This is a genomic window from Bradyrhizobium sp. 482_C4_N1_8, from assembly GCF_052075965.1.
In the GTDB taxonomy this organism is placed as follows: Bacteria; Pseudomonadota; Alphaproteobacteria; order Rhizobiales; family Xanthobacteraceae; genus Bradyrhizobium; species Bradyrhizobium barranii.
In genome coordinates, this window is the sequence record NZ_CP197231.1 from 6429141 (window position 1) to 6454933 (window position 25793).

A 25793-nucleotide genomic window follows, 5' to 3' on the forward strand; every position below is an offset into this window, starting at 1 on the left:
CACACGATCCCCGCTGGATCGGGCGATTGTCATAGAACTGTCATCGAAAGTGCAGAGACCTGCCAGTCTCTGTAGATTCGGGACACACCATGGATTATTTCAAGCGCTTCAACTTCCTGTTCGCCGCACCTGTGTTCGACGCCGACGATCTGGAAGGCATCCGCTTCAACCAGATTATCGAGGAGATCCAGCGCTCCGGCTTCGAGGTCGTGAGGGCCCGCAGACTGGAGGACGCGGAGATCGCGGTACAGACCGACGCCGCGATCGGCTGCATGGTGGTGGACTGGGGCAAGAAGGGCCTCGAGGGGAAGACCTCGGCGCTGATCAACCTGATGCGGCGCCGCGGCCTCGACTTCCCGATCATCCTCCTGATCCGGCGCAAGCGCTTCGAGGATTTGCCGGTCGAGGTGCTCGACTTCATCGACGGCTATGTCTTCCTCTCCGAGGAGACGCCGACCTTCATCGCCAAGAATTTGATCAGCCGGCTCAAGCAATATGCCGAGACGCTGAAGACGCCGTTCTTCGGCGCGCTGGTCGACTACGCCGAGGAAGGCAACCAGCTCTGGACCTGTCCGGGTCACAATGGCGGCGTGTTCTACAACCGCAGTCCGATCGGCCGGGTCTTCGTCGAGCATCTCGGCGAATCCGTGTTCCGCGACGACCTCGACAATTCCGTGCTCGACCTCGGCGACCTCCTCACCCATGAGGGTCCCGCGCTGAGGGCGCAGAAGGAAGCCGCCCAGATTTTTGGTGCGGAAAAGACCTATTTCGTGCTCAACGGCACCTCGACCTCGAACAAGGTCGCGCTCGGCGCCCTCGTCACCGACGGCGACCTCGTGCTGTTCGACCGCAACAATCACAAGGCCGCCCATCACGGCGCGCTGATGATCAATGGCGGCATCCCGATCTACGTGCCGACCATCCGCAATGCCTGGGGCCTGATCGGCCCGATGCGCTGGGACATGCTCGACGAAAAGGCCCTGCGCGAGGCGATCCGGAACCATCCGCTGGTGACGGACAAGGACGCCTGGCGCAAGGAGCGGCCGTTCCGCGTCGCCGTCGTCGAGCAGTGCACCTATGACGGCTCGATCCACAGCGCCGAGATGATCCTGAAGCGCATCGGCCATCTCTGCGAATACATCCTGTTCGACGAGGCCTGGGCCGGCTTCATGAAGTTCCACCCGCTCTATGCCGGCCGCTTTGCCATGGGGCTGGCGAACCTTTCTCCCGAAGCGCCCGGCATCATCGCGACGCAATCCACCCACAAGCAGCTCGCAAGCTTCTCGCAGGCCTCCCAAATCCACATCAAGGACCGCCATATCCGCGGCCAGAAGCGGCGCGTCGAACACCGCCGCTTCAACGAGAGCTTCATGCAGCACGCCTCGACCTCGCCGTTCTACCCGCTGTTCGCCTCCCTCGACGTCGGCGCGCAGATGATGAAGGGCCGCTCGGGCGAGGTGCTGTGGGACGACACGATCCGGCTCGGCATCGAGCTGCGCAAGAAGATCCGCGCCATGCGCCGGGAGTTCGAGGAGAAGGAGCAAAATCCGGATCGCCGCTGGTTCTTCGAGCCCTTTGTTCCCGATCGCGTCACCATTCCCGACGTCAGCCGCCCCGGCGCCGCGCACAACGTCGCCTGGGAGACCCTCTCCACCGACGAGCTCGCCACCAACCCCGCGCTGTGGCAGCTCTCGCCGGATACCAACTGGCACGGCTTCCCGGACCTTGCGGAAGGCTTTGCCATGACCGACCCGAACAAGCTGACGCTGCTGACGCCCGGCTTCGATCGCACCACCGGCGCCTATGCCGAGCACGGCATTCCCGCGCCTGTGGTCGCGCAGTATTTGCGCGAAAACCGCATCGTCCCTGAGAAGAACGACCTCAACTCCCTGCTCTTCCTGCTCACCCCCGGCGTCGAGGCGAGCAAGGCCGGCACGCTGATCTCCGGGCTTGTCGCATTCAAAAGGCTGCATGACGACAACGCGTTGCTGGCCGACGTCATCCCCGAATTTTACCAGCGGCGTCAGGCGCGCTATGCCGGTGTGCGGCTGCGCGATCTCTGCGGCGAGATGCACCGCTTCTTCCGCGCCGCCGATGTCAGCGCCCTCCAGGCCCGGCAGTTCATGCCCGAGCACATGCCCGAGATCGCGATGTCGCCCCGCGATGCCGCGCGCTATCTGTTCAAGAACGACGTCGACTATTTGCCGATCGAGGCGATCGCGGGCCGCATCGCCACCACGCCCTTCGTGGTCTACCCGCCCGGCATCGCCACCATCGTGCCCGGCGAACGGCTGACGGAGCGGGCCAAGCCCATGGTGGATTATCTCAAGATGTTCGAAACCTGCTTCAACACGTTCCCGGGGTTCGATGTGGAAATCCAAGGCGTCTACAAGGAGATCGATGCACAGGGCCGCATCGGCCTCTATACTTACGTCGTTGCCGAGTAGGTGCCGATGAACGAAACAGCGATTGCGCGTACAGATGACGAACCGGTTCTGGTCCGCCCCTCACGGGAGAGCGATGTCGAGGCGATGCTGGCGATCTACCGCCATCACGTCCGCAATGGGGTGCCGCGCGATGTCGAGGGAACCGGCGCGCCCGAACCGGACGATCTGCGCGACCGCCGCAAGAACCTGAAGCAGACCCGCCTGCCGCATCTGGTCGCGACCTATCGCGGCGAGGTGGTCGGCTATGCCTATGCCGTGCTGTTCCGCAAGCGCCCGGCCTACCGCTACACCGCCAAGCACTCGATCTACGTCCACCACGAGCATCTTGGTCGCGGCGTCGGACGGCTGCTGCTCCAGGGAATGATCGATGCGTGCGCGGCGGCCGGCTTCCGCCAGATGATCGGCTATATCGATGCCGACAACGCGCCCTCGCTGGCGCTGCACGAAAAATTCGGCTTCGCGCGCGCCGGCCTGCTCTGCGGCGTCGCCTATCGCCACGGCCGCTGGTCGGACACCGTCATGGTGCAGCGATCGCTCGGCGCGGGCGTCACCGCTCCGCCGACGCTACCGGCACCGGGCCGTTAAACCTTACGAGGGAAAGTCAGCCGGCTTGACCTGGATCCGGTCGGCATGCAGCGACCAGTGATGCAGCGCCTGGTCCTTGCAAAACCGCGCCTTCGCCCGCTCCCTTGCTTCGTCCTCGTCGGTGGCGTCGATTTCGAGCGTGCCCTGGCAAACCTCGATCTGCCGGCCGTACTGGCCGAGCACGTCCTTCATGAACCTGACGACATAAGTTGACATGGGACCTCCTGCCTGCGCCAGCGTGCCCCGGCGGCACTTTAATCCCATTTAGCCTGAACCGGGAAAGGAGATTTTGACGCGGATCAAGATCGGTGACGGTTCCCGTCGCCAACGCAGGCGTCGATACAATCCGTCAGCGATCACGTCTTGATATCGAGGAGGGTCTGTTCTGTCTCGGCGTAGGCTTGAATGACCTTCGCATTGGCGATGAAGCTGTACTTGGCGGCCGCCATTTGAACGAACTCGCTGGCGAGATCGACGTTCGGCGCGGCGACCAGGCCGTCCTCGTTTGCGAAGGGAGCGCTGGGGTCGGATTGTGCGGCATAGCTCGGCGAAACCGTCGACACGGTCGCGACCGTACCGCCTGGCGTCGAGCCGCTCGATTGGGAGACCTGATCGACGCGCAACGGCACATAGGCCGCTGGAAATGTCGGGCCAATGCTCGAGCCGCCCGCACCGGCCGATGTGCTCGATCCGCTTGAAGCGGGTAGCGGGCCGGTCGTGCGCACATTGGCGATGTTGCTCGCGGCCACGTTCACACGCAAACTCGCCGCGGAAAGTCCTGATGTCGCAATCGAAAATATGCTCATGGACTTTCAACTACAGGACAAGTGATACGCGTTCATTCACGCCATCAGTAAAATCCGCAGCTTTCTATTTGCATCCTCGTAACCAACGATCGGAGCGCGATCGGGGTTCGCACGTTCCTACCCCGGCGTCACGCCGAACGCCTGCTTGAAGCGCTCGGCGTAGCGCGGCCAGACCTCGGGATTGATGATGCGCGGCGGGCGTTTGCCGTCGAGCGTGTCCAGCACCTGCTCGGCGGCGATGCGGCCCATGTTCTGGCGCGCCTCGATCGTCACGCCTGCGGTGTGCGGGCTCGCCAGCACGTTGTCGAACTGGAGCAGCGGATGCTCGGGCGGCGGCGGCTCCTTCGACCAGACGTCGAGGCCGGCACCGGCAATGCGCTTGTCGCGGAGCGCCTGGAGCAGCGCATCCTCGTCGTGGATGAAGCCGCGCGCCGTGGTGATGAAATAGGCGTGCGGCTGCATCAGCGCGAATTCGCGCGTGCTGATCATGTTGCGGCTTTTCTTGTCGAGCGGACAGGAGATCGAGACGAAATCGGCGCGGCGCAGCAGCTCGTCGAGCTCGACCTTCTCCCCGCCCCGCTCGGCCATCACCTCGGCCGACAAATACGGGTCATAGGCCAGCACCGTCATGCCGAGCAGGCCCTTGCACAGCGCGGCAATGCGGCGGCCGACATTGCCGAGGCCGATGATGCCCACGGTCTTGTGCTCGACCTCGTTGCCGACGAGCTCGTTGCGGTTGACGTTGGCCTCCCTGCGGAGCTTGCGGTCGGACTGGATGATGCGCTTGGACAGCGTCAGCATCATCGCCAGCGCATGCTCGGCGACGGAATGCGCGTTGCCACCGGACTGGTTGACGACCAGCACGCCCGCATCGGTGCAGGCCTCGACGTCGACAGGGTCGAAGCCCGCGCCATTGCTGGAGACCAGCAACAGGTTCGGCGTGCGCTTCAGGAAGGCGGCATCGACATGGAAATGCGGAGCAAGCTCGTCGCGGGCGGCGCCGATCTGGTAAACATGCGCCGCGTTCAGGATCGGGGCGTAGAAATCTTCGGGGCTCTCGTTCTCGATGCGATCGAGCCGGACGTCGGACCGCGCCTTCAGGATGTCGATATAGATCGGATTGGCCAGGTATTTGACGTAGAAGACGCGCTTGCTATTGACGGACATCAGGACCCTTCCGGCTCTCTCAAGGAGACCCGCAAGGCCAGCGCACCCCGCGCTCCGTCCATGCGTTCCTCCCGTTTTTGCATTATCGCCGCTTATGACATGGCGGTGCCGGCCACGGCAGGCCGTCTGGCGCAGATCACGGTGCTGGCCCGGACATGTTGACAATCCCGCTGCCTGCGTCAAGTTCGGCAGACCGCCGCGACGACCAGAACCAAGAAGCATGCGCGGCTCAAGGGAGAACGCAATGGCGCTTGCGGAACAGCAGACCTCGCCCCAGGCGGCACAAGGCGCCAGCGACAGGAGCTGGCACGGCATCGTCCTGCAGACCCTGAAGCGGAACGAGATCAGCCTGATCCCTTACGTGCCCGACCGCGTGCTGACGCCGCTGATCAAGAACCTGCACGCCGACCCCTTCTTCACCACCTTTGCCACCGCCCGCGAGGAAGAGGCCGTCGGCATCGTCTCCGGCGCCTGGATGGGCGGACGGCGCGGCGCGGTGCTGATGCAGACCTCCGGCTTCGCCACGCTCGCCAACGTGCTGGCCTCGCTCGCGGTGCCCTACCAGATCCCGCTGATCATGTTCGTCTCCGAGCGCGGCACGCTTGGCGAGTTCAATTACGGGCAATCGCTGGTCTGCCGGACCATGCGCCCGGTGCTGGATTCACTCGCGCTGGAGCACCACACCATCACCCGGCTCGACGAGCTCGAATTCATCGCCGACCGCTCGATCAAGCAGGCCGTGACCACGCAGGCGCCGGTGGCGCTGATCCTCAACCCGCTGCTCACCGGCGGCAAGGTTTTCGACAAGTGAGGCCGGCCAGAATGAGCACAGATTTGGACAACCGCAACACCAAGGTCATGAACCGCTTCGATGTCACCTCGCGCCTGATCGCCAGGCTCAAGCACGAGGAAGCGGTGATCGGCGGCATCGGCAACACCAATTTCGATCTCTGGGCCGCCGGCCATCGCCCGCAGAACTTCTACATGCTCGGCAGCATGGGGCTGGCTTTCCCGATCGCATTAGGCGTCGCGCTGGCCCAGCCCGATCGCCGAGTCTTCGCGCTCGAAGGCGACGGCTCGCTGCTGATGCAGCTCGGCGCGCTCGCGACGATTGCGGCGTTGAGGCCGAAGAACCTCATCATGATCGTGATGGACAACGGCATCTACCAGATCACCGGTGCGCAGCCGACGCCGGCCGCGAGTGTGGCTGACATCGTCGCGATCGCCTCCGGCTCGGGACTTGCCAACAGCGCCTGGGCCGCGGACGAGGAGGATTTCGAGCGGCTGGTCGACGAGGCCCTGTCCGCCTCCGAGCCGAGCCTGATCGCGGTCCGCATCGACGACAAGCCGGGCGTGGGTACCACCCGCAGGGATCCCGTTCAGATCCGGGAACGCTTCATGCACGGCCTCGGCGTGCGCGAGCCACTTTAACGTTTCGTCATTAACTACACGGCGATCTGATCCCTGCCCCGCAACAGGCCGTTGCAAATCCGTGCTATCGGCACCGGATGCCCATTTTTATTCGCTTTTTTGCCTGGCTGCTCGCGGCCGCCGTCACTTTCGCAACCCTCGGCCCGCCCGGCCTGCGGCCCCATTCCGATCTCGGCCAGGACGGCGAGCACGCCCTCGCCTTCATCCTGGTCGGACTGGCCTTCGGCCTCGCCTACCGGAATCGCCGCTGGGCTGTCGCGGCCGTCGCGGTGGTCCTGATCGGCGTGCTCGAGCTGATGCAGTTCTGGGCACCGGGACGGCATGCACGGCTGGACGATTTTCTTGTCGATGCCGGCACCGCCTGCATCGGCTTTGCGCTCGCCGCCGTCACCGATTGGATCATGGCGCGCTTCCGCGCCAATTCGGCCCTGACGAACTAGGGCCCCGCGGAGTGACGCTCCGCAGGGCCCGGCTCTTCAAAGCCTTCACGCTCTGATCGATCAGTCGATGATCTTGACGACGCGGCGCGTGCGCGGTTCGACGATGACGCGGCGATCGTTCACGACCGCGTAGCGATACTCGGTGTAGTTCGGCACGGGGCGCAGCACCACGGTCGGGGGCAGCGGCTCGCCGACGATGACGCGCTCGTGGATCACGACGGAATCGTCGCGCGGGATTCCGCCGAGCACGGCATTCGGAATTTCGAGACCGGCGCCGACGGCCGCACCGACGGTGCCGCCGACCATCGCGCCGATCGGTCCGCCGATGTCGCCACCCGCACGCGCGCCGTCCCTAGCGCCCTGTTCGGTCGTCGACTGGGCCAAGGCTGCACTCGACGCCAGCAGCGACACGGCAGCCAGCGAAATCGCAAGACGGGTCTTCATGTCCACACTCTCCAGTGATTGTTCTGCGCCTTCAACCGCGGGGTCGGACCATTGTTCCGGTTCCCGCACGACGAAAGACAGGCCAAATCTGGAGAGTGTTACTGCGTAACACTTACGCTGCGGCGATCTCGTGTCCCGCCATCAGTTCCAGTGCCCGCACCATCGCGGAATGATCCCAGGCCTTGCCGCCATGCGCGGCGCAGGACGAGAACAATTGCTGCGCCAATGCCGTGCTCGGCAGCGACAGGCCGAGCGCGCGCGCACCTTCCAGCGCGAGGTTGAGATCCTTCTGGTGCAGCTCGATGCGGAAACCCGGCTCGAAATTGCGCTTCACCATGCGCTCGCCATGCACTTCGAGAATCCGCGACGATGCAAAACCGCCCATCAACGCCTTGCGCACGAGAACGGGATTGGCCCCCGCCTTGGATGCGAACAGCAGCGCTTCGCTCACCGCCTCAATCGTCAGTGCGACGATGATCTGGTTGGCGACCTTCGTCGTCTGGCCATCGCCATTGGCGCCGACATGCGTGACGTTCTTGCCCATCTTGTCGAAGATCGCCTTCATGGTGCCAAAGGCCCGCTCCGGGCCGCCGACCATGATGGTGAGGCTCGCTGCTTTCGCCCCGACCTCCCCGCCCGACACCGGCGCGTCGAGATAGTCCGCGCCGAGCGCCTCGATCTTCTTCGCGAACTCCTTGGTCGCCAGCGGCGAGATCGAGCTCATGTCGACGACGATCTTGCCCTTGGAGATGCCGCTCGCGACGCCGTCCTTGCCGAACAGCACCGCCTCCACGTGCGGGGTGTCGGGCACCATGATGATGACCGCATCCGCCTCCTCCGCGACTTCCTTCGCCGATTTGCAGGCGATGCCGCCCGCGGAAATCAGCTCAGGCGCGACCGGCGCGACGTCATGCAGGAGCACGCGATGGCCCGCGGCCAGAAGGTGGCCGGCCATCGGCCGTCCCATGGTGCCAAGTCCGATGAAGCCGATGTCGATCATGTCTACGTTTCCTCAGGTCTCAAATGTCTGCGCGGCGTGCCAGGACAGGCCTTCCAGCGTCGTGGTGCGCGGCTTGTATTCGCAGCCGATCCAGCCGCGATAGCCGATCGCGTCGAGGTGGCGGAACAGGAAGGGGTAGTTGATCTCACCGGTGCCGGGCTCATGGCGACCGGGATTGTCGGCGAGCTGGATATGGGCGATCTGCGGGAGATATTCCTGCATGGTCCGGGCGAGATCGCCCTCCATGATCTGCATGTGGTAGATGTCGTACTGGATGAACAGATTGTTCGACCGCACCTCGGAGATCAGCTGAACCGCCTGCTCGGTGCCGTTGAGGTAGAAGCCGGGAATGTCGAGCGTGTTGATCGGCTCGACCAGGAGCTTGATGTTCTCGCGCGCCAGCGTCGAGGCGGCAAAGCGAAGGTTGCCAACCAGCGTTTCGTTGAGCTCGCGCGGGTCGGCATCGGCAGGCGCGATGCCGACGAGGCAGTTGAGCTGCTCGCAATCGAGCGCCTTGGCGTAGTCGATGGCCCGGAACACGCCGTCGCGAAATTCACTGACGCGATCGGGCAGGATCGCGATGCCGCGCTCGCCCGCTGCCCAGTTGCCCGCGGGAAGGTTGTGCAGCACCTGCGTCAGCCCGTGAGCTTCGAGCTGCTCGCGCAGCAGCGCCTTGTCGAAATCGTACGGGAAGAGATACTCGACCCCGGAGAAGCCCGCCGCTTTCGCCGCGGCAAAGCGGTCGGGAAACGGCATCTCGTTGAAGAGCATGGTGAGGTTGGCGGCAAATTTCGGCATGATGCTCTCCCCTATTCCGCCGGCTGCAGCACGCCGGGCCGCTTGGTCTCGACCTCGTCGAGCGGCAGATCCAGCACCTCCTCGAACTCGACGATGTTGTCGATCTCCGTGCCCATCGCGATGTTGGTGACGCGTTCGAGAATGAACTCGACCACGACGGGCACGCGGTGCTTCGCCATCAGTTCACGCGCGGTCGCAAACGCCGCCTGCGTATCCTTGGGATCGGTGACGCGGATCGCCTTGCAGCCGAGGCCTTCGGCGACCGCGACATGGTCGACGCCGTAGCCACCGAGCTCCGGTGCGTTGACGTTCTCGAAGGAGAGCTGGACGTGATAATCCATGTCGAAGCCGCGCTGGGCCTGGCGGATCAGGCCGAGATAGGAATTGTTCACGACGACGTGGATGTAGGGCAGATTGAACTGCGCGCCGACCGCGAGCTCCTCGATCAGGAACTGGAAGTCGTAATCGCCGGACAGCGCGACGATCTCGCGATCCGGGCATGCCGCACGCACCCCGAGCGCGGCAGGCAGCGTCCAGCCGAGCGGGCCGGCTTGCCCGGCATTGATCCAGTTGCGCGGCTTGTAGACGCCCAAGAACTGCGCGCCTGCGATCTGCGACAAGCCGATCACGGTGACATAGGTGGTGTCGCGGCCGAAGGCCTTGTTCATCTCCTCATAGACGCGCTGCGGCTTGATCGGGACGTTGTCGAAATGGCTCTTGCGCAGCATCGTCTTCTTGCGATCGCGGCAGGCCGCGGGCCACGCCTGGCGCTCGCGGAGCCTGCCTGACCGACGCCACTCCCTGGCGACGGTGACGAAGAGCTCGAGCGCGGCCTTGGCGTCCGAGACGATGCCGAGATCGGGATTGAAAACGCGCCCGATCTGGGTCGGCTCGATGTCGACATGCACGAAGGTGCGGCCCTTGGTGTAGGTCTCGACCGAGCCGGTGTGACGGTTGGCCCAGCGGTTGCCGATGCCGAGTACGAAGTCGGATTCCAGCATGGTCGCATTGCCATAGCGGTGGCTGGTCTGAAGGCCGACCATGCCGGCCATCAGCACGTGGTCGTCGGGGATCGCACCCCACGCCATCAGCGTCGGCACGACCGGCACGTTGGCGATCTCGGCGAATTCCACCAGCAGGTCCGAGGCGTCGGCGTTGATGATACCACCACCGGCGACGATCAGCGGGCGCTCGGCGGCATTGAGCATCTCCAGCGCCTTCTCGACCTGCTTGCGCGTCGCGGTGGGCTTGTAGACCGACAGCGGCTCATAGGTCTCGTCGTCGAACTCGATCTCGGCGACCTGCACGTCGAGCGGCATGTCGATCAGCACCGGACCCGGCCGGCCCGAGCGCATGATGTGAAAGGCCTGGCTGAACACACGCGGCACCAGCGCCGGCTCGCGCACGGTCACAGCCCATTTGGTCACGGGCTTTGCAATCGACTCGATGTCGACGGCCTGGAAGTCCTCCTTGTAGAGCCGTGCGCGCGGCGCCTGCCCGGTGATACAGAGGATCGGAATGGAATCGGCGATCGCCGAATATAGCCCGGTAATCATGTCGGTGCCGGCCGGACCCGACGTGCCGATGCAGACGCCGATATTGCCGGCCTTCGCCCGCGTATAGCCCTCGGCCATATGCGAGGCGCCCTCGACATGGCGCGCGAGAATGTGGCGGATCGACCCGCGCTTCTTCAGCGCCGAGTACAGCGGATTGATCGCGGCCCCGGGAACGCCGAAGGCAGTCGAGATGCCTTCCTTTTCCAGAATTCGCACGGCAGCATCGACGGCTCGCATCTTCGCCATATCGGACCTCGCTTGAGTTGCGTCAGCGAGTGCGATCATCAGGCGTGCAAGATGCGATCTCAACGAGATCGATTTTATTTTCCACGATGCGGCAGCCGCGGAAAAACCGTGGCGGTCTCAAACGGTTAGATCGACATCGGCGTGAAAGCCGCTCACTCGAACAGCGGCGCCAGCTCCATCTGCGGCACCAGCACGAGACCCTTGTCGGTGATGCGAATTTCCGGAATGACCGATAGCGGAATCAAATTGAAGCCCATGTAGGGGATGGTGCAGCCGGCTTCCGCCCATTCCTTCTTCAGCACCTTGACCGCTTCGGCGACCTCGGTGACCCGTCTGTCGGAGAGCAGGCCGGCGATCGGCAGCGGAACCAGCGCCCTCACCTTGCCGTCGGCGACGACGCAAACACCGCCCTGCTCCGCCTTGATGGCTGATATCGCCGCCTGCATGTCGCCCTCGTTGGTGCCGGCGACGATGATGTTGTGGCTGTCGTGCCCGACGCTGGAGGCGACCGCCCCGCGCTTCAGGCCGAAATCCTTCAGCACGCCGTAAGCGACATTGCCGGCCGACTTGCCGTGGCGCTCGACCACCGTGACGAAGCACAGGCCGTAGCGCTCAAACAGCGACGGCCAATCCTTTGTCGGCTCGATCGCGACCTTCTCATGGATCAGCGTAATGCCCGGCAGCGCGGTCTTGATGGCATTGACGGTACACGCCTTCGCCGGCAATTCCGGCGTCAGCTTGACCTTCTCCGGAAGCTTTACGGTCGCATAGGCCGCCTTCGGATATTGATAGCGTTGCGACAGCGCCTGATCGAGCCGCGGCGTAATCTTGCCGTGCTCGACCACCAGCTCGCCGCCATACCAGGTGCATTGCGGTCTGAGCTGATCGTCCATCAGCACGAGATCGGCGCGGCGGCCGCCGCCGAGCCCGCCGATATCGCCCTCCATGCCGAAGCGTGTGGCGCCATGCAGCGAGCCCATCGACCAGGCCTGTTCGGGCGACATGCCGGCCTTTACGGCCTCGCGCACCACCCAGTCGAGACCGAACAGCAGAAGATCGTCGGCATCACGGTCGTCGGTGCACACGGCCGTACGCTTGTGCGACGCACCGAGCTCGGTGATGGTGCGGATCGCCTGCGGCAGCGAGTGCCAGGGCGTGGTCGGCGGACCGCCGCGCAGAAAAACCCAGACGCCGGCGTCGAGCAGATCGTCGGCGATGTCGCGATCGATCGCCTCATGGGTGTCGGTGACGCCGGACGCCGCATAGGCCGCGACGAATTCACGGCCGTAAACGTGTCCGGACACCGGCCGTCCCCGCTTCAAGGCAGCGGCAAGGATGGCATGACTGCGCTCGTCGCCCATCGTGACAGGCACGAAATCCATCTTCTCGCCGAGCGCGACCGCTTCGGGCCAGCGGTCGAACAGGCCGGCGATCTTGTCCGGCGTGAGGTCGCCGCCCGCGGTCTCCAGTTCCGCCGACGTGGCCGGCACCGTGCTCGGCACCGTCAAAAAGATCGAGAGCGGCGCCTCGCGCGCGTCCTCCAGCATCGCCTCGACACCGGCGACATCCATGACGTTGCCGATCTCGTGGCTGTCGCAGAAGATCGTGGTGGTGCCGTTGAGGAGCGCAGCCTCGGCATAGGCGCAGGCCGTCACCATGGAGGATTCGATGTGGATGTGCGGATCGACCAGCCCCGGCGCGATGATGCCGCCGGCGGCGTCGTAAAGTGGCACCCCGCCCCAGACCTTCTTCGCCGCCCCGGCCGGTTTCACCGCTGCGACGCGGCCACCGGTGATCCAGACCTCCCGACCGGGATGGATGCGCTCGGAATAGGTCGAAAGCACCCGGGCCCCCGTGACCACGAGATCCGGTGCGACGCGCGCGGAGGCGACATCGGCCAGACACCGGGTCATCGAATGCAGCGGTGCGACGGCGAAGCGGGTAAGTCTGGTCATCGGGACCCTCGCGTGGCGTTACGGCCCAGCGATGGTTACGCCCTGCGCTATAGCGGGCAAGCGCAAATATAACGGCAGACCCTGCTTACGCCTTAGGCGCCGAACTGCCCGTCGTCCCCGCCCTTGCGGGCCTGCGCGGGTTCCGCCTTCTCGGCGGTGCGGCGGCAGCGGGCTTCACGCGAATTCGCATCGACCGGCCCTTTGGCTCATCGATCTCAAACGAATTCGTCTTGCGTACGAGGTCACTCAGCTTGCGGAACCCGAACGTTCTCGGATCGAAATCGGACGCCAGATTGGCGAGCTGCCGGCCGACTTCGCCGAGCGCGACCCAGCCGTCTTCGCTCTCCATCTGGGTGATGACCTTCTTGATGATGGGCGTGGCTGCATCGGGCGGCTGAAGCGACGTCGATCTTGAGGCGGCATCCTGGGTGGTCGCCGGGACGGAGACCAGGTTCTCGGTGTAGACGAACCTTCGGCAGGCCTGCCTGAAGCTCTCCGGCGTCTTCTGCTCGCCGAACCCGAACACGTCGACGCCCTGCTCACGGATGCGGGCGGCCAGACGGGTAAAGTCGCTGTCGGAGGAGACCAGGCAGAAGCCGTCGAACCGGCCGCTGTGAAGCAGGTCCATGGCGTCGATCACCAGGGTTATGTCGGAGGCATTCTTTCCCGTCGTATAGGCGAATTGCTGCTGCGGGATGATGGCGTGCTTCGACAGAATGTCGGCCCAGCCCCTGGACCGTGCATTGGAGAAGTCGCCATAGATGCGGCGGACGCTGGCCTCGCCGATCTTGGCAATCTCCTCGAACAGCCCATCCGCGATCTTCGCAGAGGCGTTGTCGGCATCGATCAGGACGGCGAGACGGGGCGAGCGAAGTTCCGACGGCATGGCGTTTCCTCAACGAGCTGGACGCAGCATTAGAGGACGCTCGCGCCGGGACGGCTAGTCCTCGTTCGCCTTGAAGCGCCCCATCCCCTTCAGCACGAACGGGGCCAGCAGCGCAACCAGCGCGATGCCGAGCAGCGTCGCCGAGATCGGGCTCTGGAGCAACGTCATGGGATCGCCGAGGCTGATCGCGAGCGCACGGCGCAGCTGGCTCTCGGCGATCGGACCGAGGATCAGGCCGACGACGACGGGCGCGATCGGAAAGTCGAACCGGCGCATCAGGAAACCGAGCACGCCGAAGCCGGCCAGCATCGACAATTCGACCACCGAGGGCTTTGCGGCGATGGTGCCCATGGTCGCGAACACGAGAATGCCGGCATAAAGCCAAGGCTGCGGGATCGCGAGCAACCGCACCCACAGTCCGACCAGCGGCAGATTGAGCACCAGCAACATGCAATTGGCGATGAAGAGACTGGCGATCAGGCCCCACACGAGGTCAGGCCGCTCGGCAAACAGTAGCGGCCCCGGGTTGAGGCCGTACTGCTGGAACCCCGCCAGCATCATCGCGGCCGTCGCCGAGGTCGGCAATCCCAGCGTGAGCAGCGGCACCAGCGTGCCGGCGGCGGAGGCGTTGTTGGCGGCCTCCGGTCCCGCGACGCCTTCGATCGCGCCCTTGCCGAATTCTTCCGGATGTTTTGTGAGCCGCTTCTCGGTGGAATAGGACAGAAAGGTCGGAATCTCCGCGCCGCCCGCGGGCAGCGCGCCGATCGGGAAGCCGAACATGGTGCCGCGCAGCCACGGCTTCCACGAGCGCCTCCAGTCTTCCTTGGTCATCCACAGCGAGCCGCGCACCGGCTCGAGCTTTTCCTCGGTGTGGTGGCGGCGCGATGCGACGTAGAGCGCCTCGCCCACCGCGAACAGACCGACCGCAAGCGTGGTCACCTCGACGCCGTCGAGCAGCTCGGGGACGCCGAAGGCAAGCCGCGCCTGCCCCGTCAGCTTGTCGATGCCGACGAGGCCGAGCGTCAGGCCGATGAACAAGCTGGTCAGGCCGCGGATCGGAGAATCGCCGAAGGTCGCCGACACAGTGACGAAGGCGACGCACATCAGCGCGAAATAGTCCTCGGGGCCGAAGCGCACGGCGAAATCGACCAGCCACGGCGCGAGGAACGCGAGCCCGATGGTGGCGATGGTGCCGGCGACGAAGGAGCCGATCGCGGATGTCGCAAGCGCCGGCCCGCCGCGGCCGGCCTTGGCCATCTTGTTGCCTTCGAGCGCGGTCGCCATCGAGGCACTCTCGCCGGGCGTGTTGATCAGGATCGCGGTGGTCGATCCGCCATACATGCCGCCATAATAGATGCCGGCAAACATGATCAGCGAGCCGCCGGGGTCGAGCTTGTAGGTCACCGGCAGCAGCAGCGCGACCGTCAGGGCCGGGCCGATGCCGGGTAGCACGCCGACGGCCGTACCGAGGAACACGCCGATCAGCGCATAGAGCAGGTTCATCGGCTGGACGGCGACCGCCATGCCGTGGGCCAGCGCGGCAAAGGTGTCCATCACAGCAGTCGCTCCAGCGGGCCGGTCGGAAGGCTCAGCGTCAACAGCCGGTCGAACGCGAGATAGATGAGGGTCGACATCACGAGGGCAATGATGCTGTCGACGAGGATGGCACGGCGCCCGAAAGCTGCCGACGTCGTCACGAACAGCGCTGACGTCGCCAGGATGAAGCCGCCGCCGAAGCCGATGATGGCAATGAGGAGCGCAAGGCCAACCAGGATCAGAATCACAGGCACGGGATCGGCGCTCTCGCGCACCGGCAGATTGCCGCGTAGCGCGTCGATGAAATTTCCGATCGCGAGCAGCCCAAGGCCGGTGGCGACCACGACCGGCATCGCCTCCGGTCCCATCCCGTACATCGCAGTGGATTGCAGCCCGCGCGCGTCCCAGACCAGCACCGCGGCGAGACCTGCGAGCAATACAGCGATGACGATGCCGGCGCGATCGACGCGCCGCGGCTGGGCGGGATCGCCTGAGGTCATGACTTGACCAGGCCGACCGATTTCAGCACGTCGGTGACGCGCACGGTTTCCTTCTTCAGGAAGTCGGCGAAGGCGTCGCCGCCGAGATAGGCATACTCCCAGCCCTTCTGCTTGAGGATCTCCTTCCAGGCGTCCGACTTCACCATCTTCTCGACCGCATCGCTCAGCGTCTTGCGCTGCTCCGGCGTGATGCCGGGAGGCGCGACCACCGAACGCCAATTGGCGATCACGAGGTCGATGCCTTGCTCCCTAAAGGTCGGGATGTCGCTGCCCGCGATGCGCTTCTCCGAGGTCACGCCGATCGCGCGCAGCTTGCCGGACTTGATCTGCCCGTCATATTCGCTCAGCCCCGAAATGCCCGCGGTGACCTTGCCGCCGAGGATTGCCGCCAGCGATTCGCCGCCGCCGGAGAACGGGATGTAGTTGATCTTCTTCGCGTCGGCGCCGACTGCGCCCGCGAACAACGCGGCCATGACATGGTCGACGCCGCCGGCCGAGCCGCCGGCGAAGGTCACCTTGGCGATATCGGCTTTCACCGCGGCGGCGAGATCCTGCGCGGTCTTGATCGGCGAATTCGCCGGCACCACGATCACCTGGATTTCCTCGGTGAGGCGTGCGATCGGCGTCACCTGCTCGAGCGTGACAGGCGATTTGTTCATGGCGAGCGCGCCCACCATGACGAAGCCGTTGACCATCAGCTGGTTGCCATCGCCCTTGGCGCCGTTGACGAACTGCGCGATGCCGATGCTGCCGCCGGCGCCGGGAACGTTGGTGACCTGCACGCTGCGCGCGACGCCCGCGGCAACCAGCGCCTGCTGCATCGAGCGCGCGGTCTGGTCCCAGCCCCCGCCCGGGGCCGCCGGCGCCATCAGCTTGAGCTCCAGCGGCTGGGCGAAGGCCGGCGTAGCTGCCGCAAGGGTCAACGCGACGGCTGCGCCGACAAGGCGCGCGGGAAATTGAAACATGAGGGTATTCTCCGGGCTCGTGCGGACGTCGTTGATCGGTTGCCGCATTGTGTCGTTTGGTCGCATATCAGCCAAAACGGCCGATGCTGTCCAGCGACAGGCCCGGTTCCTTGTTAGCCAGACTTCGGCATCACCCCGCCGAGCGCGACGGTCAATTCGCCGGCGACTTCGCGCACGATTTGGCCGATTTCCGGCAATCTGTCGTCGGTCAGGCGGCTGGTCATGCCCGAGACGGAAATCGCCGCGAGCGGCTCGGCGCAGTCGTTGTAGACCACTGCGGCAATACAGCGCAGGCCCATACAAGCTTCTTCATCGTCGAGCGCAAAACCCTGCTTGCGGATCTTCTCGAGCTCCTTGAACAGATCGCCCGGCCGCACGATCGACTTCTCGGTCAGGCGAGGCATGCCGTGATGGCGGATGACCGCGCCGACGTCCTCGTCCGAATAAGTCGCGAGCACTGCCTTGCCGACGCCTGACGTCACCATGGCGACGCGGCCGCCGACCTGGGTCAGCGAGCGCATGATCTCGCGGCTCTCCATGCGGGTCAGCACGATGATGAACTCGTCGTCGACGACAGCGAGATTGGCGGTCTCGCGGGTGAGATCGCGCAGCTTGCGCAAGTAAGGAATCGCCTGCGTGGAGAAATTACGCCGCCGGGCAAAGCTCGCGCCGACCGTGAAGCTGCGCACGCCGACATGCCATTTGGACTGGGCGCGGTCGAACTGCACGAAGCGGCGGCTCTCCAGCGTCGCCAGCAGGCGGTGCACGGTCGAGGCCGACAGGCCGGTGCGCACGGCGAGGTCGCTGAGGCGGTAGCCTTCGTCGTCTTCGGCCAGCGTTTCGAGGATCGACAGCGCGCGGTCGACGGACTGCACGCCACCATCGCGCGCGTCGTGGTCGGCCTCCGATGGCGATCGAGGCTCGAGCGATTTGCGCCGGATCACGTTCTTGCTCATCGCGACCTGACCGTTCTCCCTCGCCCTATTCTTATTTCCCTCTCCCGCTTGCGGGGAGAGGGTCAGGGTGAGGGGGAGTCTCCGCAAGGACGGTGACAGTTAGACTCGGGGAGAGTCCCCTCACCCGAATTGCTTCGCAATTCGACCTCTCCCCGCGCGCGGGGAGAGGTGAATAACCACCCGCTCCGGATCATACCGAAGCTCTTCGTCGTCTCAGAGCAGCCCTGCCCCGCGCGCCCACTTGTACTTGGCGCCGAGCACCTCGACCGGCAGCTCGGTGGAATAGGCGTAGGCCGGGATGCCGTTCTGGTAGAGATATTCGGCCGCTTCCTCGACCTCGACGTCGCCGGCGAGCGAGGCGACGATCGGCTTCACGAAGCCCTTGGCCTCCATCTCCTTCTTCACCTCGACCATGTTGCGGGCGAACACCATCGGCGGCGTGACGATGGTGTGCCAGTAGCCGAGGATCAGCGAATGGATCCGCTCATCCGACAGGCCAAGCTTCACCGTGTTGACGTAGGTGATCGGCGGCTCGCCGCCGGTGATATCCACAGGATTTCCGGCCGCACCGAACGGCGGGATGAACTTGCGGAAGGCCGCATCCAGATCCGGCGGCATCGACATCAGCGACAGGCCGTTGTCGACGCAGGAGTCCGACAGCAGCACGCCAGAGCCGCCGGCGCCGGTGATGATCAGTACGTTCTCGCCCTTCGGCGTCGGCAGCACCGGCACGCCACGGGCGAATTCGAGCAGCTGCCGCAGCGAGCGGGCCCGGATCACGCCGGACTGCGCCAGGACGTCCTCGTAGATCTTGTCGTTACCGGCGAGCGCGCCGGTATGCGACGAGGCCGCCTTTGCGCCGGCCGAGGTGCGGCCGGCCTTGAGCACGATGACCGGCTTCTTCTTGGAGACGCGCTTGGCGGCTTCCGCGAAGGCGCGGCCGTCCTTGAGGTCTTCGCAGTGCTGGGCGATCAGGTTCGTGTTCGGATCCTGCTCGAAAAAGGCGAGCAGATCGTCCTCGTCGATATCGGACTTGTTGCCGAGGCCGACGATCGCCGAGACGCCCATCTTCGCCGAGCGCGAGAAGCCGATGATGGCCATGCCGATGCCGCCCGACTGCGACGACAGCGCCGCGTGGCCCTTGACGTCGTAAGCCGTGCAGAAGGTCGCGCAGAGATTGGCCGGCGTATAATAGAAGCCGTAAATGTTCGGCCCCATCAGGCGGATGTCGTACTTCTTGCCGACCTCGACGATCTCGGCCTGAAGCTCCGGCGCGCCGGCTTCAGCGAAGCCCGACGGAATCAGCACCGCACCCGGGATTTTCTTCTCGCCGCATTCGGTGAGCGCCGCCGCCACGAACTTCGCGGGGATCGCGAACACGGCCGTGTCGATCACACCCGAAACGTCCTTGACGCTCTTGTAGGCCTTGTAGCCGAGGATCTCGGCGGCCTTGGGATGGATCGGATAGATGTCGCCCTTGTAGCCGCCGTTGATGAGGTTCTTCATCACGGAGTTGCCGATCTTGCCGTCCTCGGCGGAGGCGCCGACCACGGCGACCGCCTTCGGCTGCATGATGCGGCTCATGGCCGCGACGATCTCTTCGGTCGGGCGCGGCTTCGGCTTGGGCACATAGGCGAAGTCGACGACGATACGCACGTCGGCGGCGATCGCGTCCTTGGCCGTCGCGAACACCGGGTTGAGATCGAGCTCGACGATTTCAGGGAAATCGGTGACGAGCTGCGAAACCTTGACGATGACATCGGCGAGCGCAGTACGGTTCACCGCCTCGCCGCCGCGAACGCCCTTCAAAATCTCATGCGCCTGGATGCCGTCGAGCATCGAGAGCGCGTCTTCCTTGGTCGCGGGTGCGAGGCGGAAGGTGATGTCCTTCAAGACTTCGACCAGCACGCCGCCGAGGCCGAAGGCGACCAGCTTGCCGAACGAGCCGTCGGTGATCGAGCCGACGATGACTTCGGTGCCGCCGGCCAGCATCTGCTGCACCTGGACGCCCTCGATCTTGGCATCGGACTTGTGCTTCTTGGCGTTGGAGAGAATGGTCTCGTAGGCCTTCTCGGCATCCTCGGCCGTCTTGAGGCCGACGATGACGCCGCCAGCTTCGGTCTTGTGGAGAATGTCCGGCGAGACGATCTTCATCACCACCGGGAAGCCCATCGAGGAGGCCATTTTGCCGGCCTCACCCGCCGACCTGGCCACGCCCTCCTTCGGCACCGGAATGCCGTAGGCGTCGCAGACCAGCTTGCCTTCCGGCGCGGTCAGGCTGGTGCGGTTGTCCGCCTTGACCTGGTCGAGCACTTTGCGGACGGCATCTTTGGAATTGGACATATGGCTTCTCCCTTGACCTCAGTTCGTTCTTTCAAAGCGCGCGCGTGTAGCGGCTGCCCGTGATGCTTGCCATTCGCCGCGCTCTGTTCCATGTCGCGGAACGGAGTGGCATAAAGCCCACATTACTCCGCCGCTTTGGATCAAAAATGGCTGGCGATGGCATTTGGTATGCCAGAAGCCAACTTGTCAAGCTGCTGCATGACTTAGAACGCCGCAAAAAATAGCCAGCTTGACATTCTGGCATGTGGTATGCCAAAAACTTTCCCGTTAATAATCCTGTAAAAGACGACTCCCACTGGAGGAGATTCGTCGTGTCACTGCGGAAACCAACCAAGGCGTTGCCGAACATGACCGAGGCAGATATCGCAATCGTTCGTATTGCCCCGGAGAGCAGCTTCAAGAACAAGGCGTATGACGCCTTGAAGGAAGCCATCCTCAAGATGGACATCTACTCGACGCCCGAGCCGGTGATGCTCGACGAGCGCGCGTTGTCCGAACGCCTGGGTGTGAGCCGCACCCCGATCCGCGAAGCCATCGCGATGCTTGAGCAGGATGGCTTCGTGAAGACGGTTCCGCGCCGCGGCATCATGGTGGTGCGCAGAACCAAGAGCGAGATCGTCGACATGATCCGCGCCTGGGCGGCGCTGGAGAGCATGGCGGCCCGCCTGATCACCACCACCGCACGCAAGAAAGACATCACGGCGCTGCGCGACTACTTCAAGGACTTCGGCAAGGACCGCCTGCCCGAGGATCACGTCGAGGAATATTCGCGCGCCAACATCGCCTTCCACCAGGCGCTGATCTCGCTGTCGGAATCGCCGGTGCTGGTCGATCTCACCAACGACCTGCTGCTGCACGTGCGCGGCTACCGCCAGCTCACCATCGGACGCAAGGATCGCACCGCCACTTCGCTGCCCGAGCATCTCAGCATGATCGAAGCACTGGAAGCGCGCGACACCGAGCTCGCCGAGAAGCGCGCCCGCGACCACACCCTTGGCCTTGCCGCTTACGTCGAAGCGCACGGTCAAGAACTGTTCACCTAGCAACGTCCACCAGAAGGGCGAGCCATTCGCCCACAAAGCCTAAAACGGCATATGAGACCAGGGAGACAAGGCCCATGCTGAATACCGCGACCAAGTCCGAAGCACCGGGCACCGAGCAGGAATTGACGGATGGCTTTCATCTCGTCATCGACGCGCTCAAGCTGAACGGCATCAACACCATCTATAATGTGCCGGGCATCCCGATCACGGATTTGGGCCGCATGGCGCAGGCCGAAGGTATTCGCGTGATCTCCTTCCGCCACGAGCAGAACGCCGGCTACGCCGCGGGCATTGCCGGCTACCTCACCAAGAAGCCCGGCGTCTGCCTCACGGTGTCGGCGCCCGGCTTCCTCAACGGTCTCACCGCGCTCGCGCACGCCACCACCAACTGCTACCCGATGATCCTGATCTCGGGCTCCTCCGAGCGCGAGATCGTCGACCTCCAGCAGGGCGACTACGAAGAGATGGACCAGCTCGCGATCGCCAAGCCGCTGTGCAAGGCGGCCTATCGCGTGCTGCACGCCCAGGACATCGGCATCGGTCTCGCCCGCGCCATCCGCGCCGCGGTCTCGGGCCGTCCGGGCGGCGTCTATCTCGACCTGCCGGCAAAGCTGTTCGGCCAGGTGATGAACGCCGATGCCGGCCAGAAGTCGCTGGTCAAGGTGATCGATGCCGCGCCCGCGCAGATCCCCTCGCCCGCGTCAATCAAGCGCGCGCTCGACGTGCTCAAGAGCGCAAAACGTCCGCTCATCATCCTCGGCAAGGGCGCGGCCTACGCGCAGGCCGATGAAGAGATCAAGTCGTTCGTCGAGAAGAGCGGCGTGCCGTTCCTGCCGATGAGCATGGCCAAGGGCCTCCTCCCCGACACGCATCCGCAATGCGCTGGAGCCGCGCGCTCCACGGTGCTGAAAGAATCCGACGTCGTGCTGCTGATCGGCGCCCGGCTGAACTGGCTGCTCTCGCACGGCAAGGGCAAGAGCTGGGGCGAAGCGCCCAAGAAGTTCATCCAGGTCGACATCGAGCCGCGCGAGATGGACTCCAACGTCGAGATCGTCGCGCCCGTCGTCGGCGACATCGGCTCGGTCGTATCGGCCTTCAATCAGGCGATCAGCACGGGTTGGACCGCGCCGCCGGCCGAATGGACCAAGGCCATCGTGTCCAAGCGTGACGAGAACGTCGCCAAGATGGCGCCGAAGCTCATGAACAACAAGTCGCCGATGGATTATCACGGCGCGCTCGGCGTGCTGAAGAACGTGATCAAGGATCACCCGGAGGCGATCCTCGTCAACGAGGGCGCCAACACGCTCGACCTCGCCCGCGGCGTCATCGACATGTACAGGCCGCGCAAGCGCCTCGACGTCGGCACCTGGGGCGTGATGGGCATCGGCATGGGCCAGGCGATCGCGGCGGCGCTCGAGACCGGCCACCCCGTGCTGGCGGTGGAAGGCGACTCGGCCTTCGGCTTCTCCGGCATGGAGGTCGAGACCATCTGCCGCTACAACCTTCCGATCTGCGTCGTCATCTTCAACAATGACGGCATCTATCGCGGCACCGACGTCAACAGCGTCAACGCCGATCCGGCGACGACGGTGTTCGTCAAGGGCGCGCGCTACGACAAGATGATGGAAGCCTTCGGCGGCGTCGGCGTGAATGCCACCTCGCCCGACGAGCTCAAGCGCGCCGTCAACGAGGCGATGGCCTCGGGCAAGCCGACGCTCATCAACGCGGTGATCGATCCGGCCGCGGGCTCGGAGAGCGGCCGCATCGGCAACCTCAATCCGCAGAGCGTTCTGCAGAAGAAAAAGTAAGTCCTCCCCTTCAACCCTTAATTCCCTGCGGTTTGCGGGGGCAGACAGAGTATACGGAGCAACACGATGACCAAAGCGCTCAAGGGCGTTCGCATTCTCGACTTCACCCACGTCCAGTCCGGACCGACCTGCACGCAGCTGCTGGCATGGTTCGGCGCCGACGTGATCAAGGTGGAACGTCCGGGCGTGGGCGACATTACCCGCGGCCAGCTGCAGGACATCCCGAACGTGGACAGCCTGTATTTCACCATGCTCAACCACAACAAGCGCTCGATCACGCTCGACACCAAGAACCCCAAGGGCAAGGAAGTCCTCACCGAGCTGATCAAGAAGTGCGACGTGCTGGTCGAAAACTTCGGCCCCGGCGTGCTCGACCGCATGGGCTTCCCCTGGGAGAAGATCCAGGCGATCAACCCGAAGATGATCGTCGCCTCGATCAAGGGCTTTGGCCCCGGACCGTACGAAGACTGCAAGGTCTATGAGAACGTCGCGCAGTGCACCGGCGGCGCCGCCTCGACCACCGGCTTCCGCGACGGCCTGCCGCTCGTCACCGGCGCGCAGATCGGCGACAGCGGCACCGGCCTGCACCTGGCGCTCGGCATCGTCACCGCGCTCTATCAGCGCACGCATTCGGGCAAGGGCCAGAAGGTCACCGCCGCGATGCAGGACGGCGTGCTCAACCTCGCGCGCGTCAAGCTGCGCGACCAGCAGCGCCTCGCGCATGGTCCGCTCAAGGAATACAGCCAGTTCGGCGAAGGCATTCCGTTCGGCGACGCCGTGCCGCGCGCCGGCAACGATTCCGGCGGTGGTCAGCCCGGCCGCATCCTGAAGTGCAAGGGCTGGGAGACCGATCCCAACGCCTACATCTACTTCATCACCCAGGCCCCGGTCTGGGAGAAGATCTGCGACGTGATCGGCGAGCCCACCTGGAAGACCGATCCGAACTACGCCAAGCCGGCCGTCCGCCTGCCGCGCCTCAACGAGATCTTCGCCCGCATCGAACAGTGGACGATGACCAAGACGAAATTCGAGGCGATGGAGATCCTCAACAAGGACGACATCCCCTGCGGCCCGATCCTGTCGATGAAGGAGATCGCCGAGGACCAGTCGCTGCGCGCGACCGGCACCGTGGTCGAGGTCGATCACCCGACCCGCGGCAAGTACATCTCGGTCGGCAATCCGATCAAGCTGTCGGATAGCCCGAGCGAGGTGGAGCGCTCCCCGCTGCTCGGCGAGCACACCGACGAGATCCTGCGCAGCGTGCTCGGCTTCAGCGATCACCAGGTCGCCGACATCCACAAGTCCGGCGCGCTCGAGCCGCCGCAGAAGCAGGCCGCTGAGTAAGCCGCACCACGTTGAACGAGACGAAAGGGCCGCCCGAAGGGGCGGCCCTTTTTGCTTCAGAAGACCGTGCGGTCGCGGCTGTGACTAAAAAATGGAAAAACAACCCCATGCACAGTAGCTAACCTGTTGGTCATAAACGATTTCGTATTTCACGAAATGCCTTTTGACACGTCGGGCAAAACAGAGGCATTATGCCATGATCCGACAAAGCCAATATCCTGCCCTGCGAAGAGCGGCCGAGGGGTTGTTCGTCGGACAAACGACCTAACGGCCAGGGCATGATCGGGAAAGAGGCTCAGCGGCTTGCAAAAAGGTCAGAGCGCTTCCAGTCCGAGCCGGCGGAACAACTTTCGATCGGCTTCGTCCTGCGGATTGCCCGCCGTCAGCAGCGTGTCGCCGACAAAGATCGAGTTTGCGCCGGCAAAGAAGCACAGCGCCTGCATCTCGTCGCTCATCGCCGACCGCCCCGCCGAGAGTCGCACGAAAGAGGCCGGCATCATGATACGCGCCAGCGCGACAATGCGCACGAACTCGACCGGACCTATCGGCGTCGCCTTCGCCATCGGCGTTCCCGGAATCGGGATCAGCATGTTGATCGGCACGCTCTCCGGCGCTTCCGGAAGGTTGGCGAGCGTGACCAGCATGTCGACGCGGTCCTGTTCGCTCTCACCCATGCCGAGAATTCCGCCGCAGCACACTTTCATGCCGGCATCGCGGACATGCTCCAGCGTATCGAGACGATCGGCGAATGTGCGGGTGGAGGTAACACTCGGATAGAAGCGCTCCGAGGTATCGATATTGTGATTGTAGTAATCAAGCCCGGCAGCACTCAGCCGGTCGGCCTGATCCCGGTCGAGCATGCCGAGCGTCATGCAGGTCTCGAGCCCGAGCTCCTTCACGGCTCCGACGACCTCGACAATGGCATCCATGTCGCGCGGCTTCGGATTGCGCCAGGCCGCCCCCATGCAATAACGCGTCGCGCCGCTGTCTTTTGCCTTGCGTGCCTCGGCAACGATCTTCCCGACCTCCATCAACTTGGAGGCTGCAAGAGCGGTCGCATGATGCGACGACTGGCTGCAGTAACCGCAGTCTTCCGGACAACCACCTGTCTTGATGTTCAGCAGCCGGCTCAACTGCACGCGATTTGGGTCAAAATGCTCCCGATGTACGGATTGTGAACGGAAGAGCAGATCGTTGAAGGGAAGCTGGTAAGCCGCCCATGCATCTTCACCGGTCCATCTTTGAGGCCTTTGCGGCCTTTCCTTCGCGGGGATTGTCTCCCCGTCGTTCACACCGAGCATTACACATCTCCTGACATTGCGGCGGGACAATCGCACTATCGCAAACCTGGCGCCAGTCCGCAGGGTCCTTGGAACAAAAGCGGCGGCGTGCCATTGTTGTCTAAGCCGGCGTGCTATCCCGACGTACGAGCAACGCAGCCGCCAAGGCGAGTGACTGAAACACATCGCAAAAGCATCTGCGCAACGCTGCAGAATTGGCCTTCTTCTCGCCCCGAAAGGTAGCAAGCCTACGCACA

At 64.4% G+C, this 25793-nt stretch carries 23 protein-coding genes; 8 read left to right on the plus strand and 15 right to left on the minus strand.

Going from position 1 to position 25793, the window contains the following annotated elements:
* Window positions 1–89 precede the first annotated feature (89 nt).
* Complete coding sequence (locus AB7Z56_RS30735) at window positions 90–2447, plus strand: Orn/Lys/Arg decarboxylase N-terminal domain-containing protein (RefSeq protein ID WP_283018566.1); 2358 nt, start codon at window positions 90–92, stop codon at window positions 2445–2447.
* A gap of 6 nt (window positions 2448–2453) precedes the next feature.
* Window positions 2454–3032 carry a GNAT family N-acetyltransferase gene (locus AB7Z56_RS30740; RefSeq protein ID WP_014496638.1) on the plus strand — a complete coding sequence of 193 codons (579 nt, stop codon included), beginning with the start codon at window positions 2454–2456 and terminating at the stop codon, window positions 3030–3032.
* Between the two features lie 3 nt (window positions 3033–3035).
* Here AB7Z56_RS30740 and AB7Z56_RS30745 read toward each other — a convergent pair whose 3' ends face one another.
* From AB7Z56_RS30745 to AB7Z56_RS30755, 3 genes are all read right to left on the minus strand, one after another.
* The gene (locus AB7Z56_RS30745; RefSeq protein ID WP_028150282.1) at window positions 3036–3248 is read right to left on the minus strand and encodes a hypothetical protein; all 213 of its coding nucleotides are present in this window, start codon (window positions 3246–3248) and stop codon (window positions 3036–3038) included.
* Window positions 3249–3388: 140 nt separating this feature from the next.
* Entirely contained in the window at window positions 3389–3838 is a 450-nt protein-coding gene (locus tag AB7Z56_RS30750; protein WP_063984506.1) for a flagellar basal body rod protein FlgC, read from the minus strand.
* Window positions 3839–3955: 117 nt separating this feature from the next.
* Entirely contained in the window at window positions 3956–5005 is a 1050-nt protein-coding gene (locus tag AB7Z56_RS30755) for a hydroxyacid dehydrogenase (protein ID WP_063984507.1), read from the minus strand.
* A gap of 244 nt (window positions 5006–5249) precedes the next feature.
* Between AB7Z56_RS30755 and AB7Z56_RS30760 the strand changes: the two genes are divergently transcribed.
* From AB7Z56_RS30760 to AB7Z56_RS30770, 3 genes are all read left to right on the plus strand, one after another.
* Entirely contained in the window at window positions 5250–5816 is a 567-nt protein-coding gene (locus AB7Z56_RS30760) for a thiamine pyrophosphate-binding protein (RefSeq protein ID WP_014496644.1), read from the plus strand.
* An 11-nt stretch (window positions 5817–5827) separates the two neighbouring features.
* Window positions 5828–6436 (plus strand): thiamine pyrophosphate-dependent enzyme, encoded by a 609-nt coding sequence (locus tag AB7Z56_RS30765; protein ID WP_063984508.1) that lies wholly within the window; start codon window positions 5828–5830, stop codon window positions 6434–6436.
* Between the two features lie 77 nt (window positions 6437–6513).
* Window positions 6514–6876, plus strand: a complete 363-nt coding sequence (locus AB7Z56_RS30770) for a VanZ family protein (protein ID WP_063984509.1) — start codon at window positions 6514–6516, stop codon at window positions 6874–6876.
* Between the two features lie 60 nt (window positions 6877–6936).
* Here the strand turns inward: AB7Z56_RS30770 and AB7Z56_RS30775 are convergent, their stop codons facing one another.
* The 11 genes from AB7Z56_RS30775 to AB7Z56_RS30825 all read right to left on the minus strand — a co-directional run bounded on the left by AB7Z56_RS30775 (window position 6937) and on the right by AB7Z56_RS30825 (window position 20061).
* Entirely contained in the window at window positions 6937–7320 is a 384-nt protein-coding gene (locus AB7Z56_RS30775; RefSeq protein WP_063984510.1) for a DUF1236 domain-containing protein, read from the minus strand.
* Between the two features lie 112 nt (window positions 7321–7432).
* Window positions 7433–8320, minus strand: a complete 888-nt coding sequence (locus AB7Z56_RS30780; RefSeq protein ID WP_063984511.1) for a 2-hydroxy-3-oxopropionate reductase — start codon at window positions 8318–8320, stop codon at window positions 7433–7435.
* 12 nt (window positions 8321–8332) lie between these two features.
* Complete coding sequence (hyi, locus tag AB7Z56_RS30785) at window positions 8333–9118, minus strand: hydroxypyruvate isomerase (protein ID WP_063984512.1); 786 nt, start codon at window positions 9116–9118, stop codon at window positions 8333–8335.
* 11 nt (window positions 9119–9129) lie between these two features.
* Window positions 9130–10920: a glyoxylate carboligase gene (gene gcl, locus AB7Z56_RS30790; protein WP_063984513.1), complete on the minus strand. Its 1791-nt coding sequence runs from the start codon at window positions 10918–10920 to the stop codon at window positions 9130–9132.
* A 152-nt stretch (window positions 10921–11072) separates the two neighbouring features.
* Window positions 11073–12875 (minus strand): adenine deaminase C-terminal domain-containing protein, encoded by a 1803-nt coding sequence (locus tag AB7Z56_RS30795; RefSeq protein ID WP_063984514.1) that lies wholly within the window; start codon window positions 12873–12875, stop codon window positions 11073–11075.
* An 85-nt stretch (window positions 12876–12960) separates the two neighbouring features.
* Window positions 12961–13761 carry an NYN domain-containing protein gene (locus AB7Z56_RS30800; RefSeq protein ID WP_028150272.1) on the minus strand — a complete coding sequence of 267 codons (801 nt, stop codon included), beginning with the start codon at window positions 13759–13761 and terminating at the stop codon, window positions 12961–12963.
* Between the two features lie 54 nt (window positions 13762–13815).
* Complete coding sequence (locus AB7Z56_RS30805) at window positions 13816–15315, minus strand: tripartite tricarboxylate transporter permease (protein ID WP_063984515.1); 1500 nt, start codon at window positions 15313–15315, stop codon at window positions 13816–13818.
* Window positions 15315–15797, minus strand: coding sequence for a tripartite tricarboxylate transporter TctB family protein (locus tag AB7Z56_RS30810; RefSeq protein WP_063984516.1), 483 nt, complete (start codon window positions 15795–15797; stop codon window positions 15315–15317). The genes AB7Z56_RS30805 and AB7Z56_RS30810 overlap by 1 nt, the downstream gene beginning before the upstream one ends.
* On the minus strand, window positions 15794–16762 hold the full coding sequence (locus tag AB7Z56_RS30815) for a Bug family tripartite tricarboxylate transporter substrate binding protein (RefSeq protein ID WP_441256713.1): 969 nt from the start codon (window positions 16760–16762) through the stop codon (window positions 15794–15796). Before AB7Z56_RS30815 ends, AB7Z56_RS30810 begins: the two co-directional genes overlap by 4 nt.
* Before the next feature lie 113 nt (window positions 16763–16875).
* Window positions 16876–17718 (minus strand): IclR family transcriptional regulator, encoded by an 843-nt coding sequence (locus tag AB7Z56_RS30820; RefSeq protein WP_063984517.1) that lies wholly within the window; start codon window positions 17716–17718, stop codon window positions 16876–16878.
* 213 nt (window positions 17719–17931) lie between these two features.
* Complete coding sequence (locus AB7Z56_RS30825; protein WP_063984518.1) at window positions 17932–20061, minus strand: acetate--CoA ligase family protein; 2130 nt, start codon at window positions 20059–20061, stop codon at window positions 17932–17934.
* A 347-nt stretch (window positions 20062–20408) separates the two neighbouring features.
* Here AB7Z56_RS30825 and AB7Z56_RS30830 point away from each other — a divergent pair, with 347 nt between their 5' ends.
* The 3 genes from AB7Z56_RS30830 (at window position 20409) to frc (ending at window position 24256) form a co-directional block, all read left to right on the plus strand.
* Window positions 20409–21104: a GntR family transcriptional regulator gene (locus AB7Z56_RS30830; protein WP_166105920.1), complete on the plus strand. Its 696-nt coding sequence runs from the start codon at window positions 20409–20411 to the stop codon at window positions 21102–21104.
* Window positions 21105–21178: 74 nt separating this feature from the next.
* Window positions 21179–22912 (plus strand): oxalyl-CoA decarboxylase, encoded by a 1734-nt coding sequence (gene oxc, locus AB7Z56_RS30835; protein ID WP_063984520.1) that lies wholly within the window; start codon window positions 21179–21181, stop codon window positions 22910–22912.
* Window positions 22913–22978: 66 nt separating this feature from the next.
* On the plus strand, window positions 22979–24256 hold the full coding sequence (frc, locus tag AB7Z56_RS30840) for a formyl-CoA transferase (RefSeq protein WP_063984521.1): 1278 nt from the start codon (window positions 22979–22981) through the stop codon (window positions 24254–24256).
* Window positions 24257–24570: 314 nt separating this feature from the next.
* Here the strand turns inward: frc and bioB are convergent, their stop codons facing one another.
* Window positions 24571–25557, minus strand: a complete 987-nt coding sequence (bioB, locus tag AB7Z56_RS30845; protein WP_166105922.1) for a biotin synthase BioB — start codon at window positions 25555–25557, stop codon at window positions 24571–24573.
* Window positions 25558–25793 lie beyond the last annotated feature (236 nt).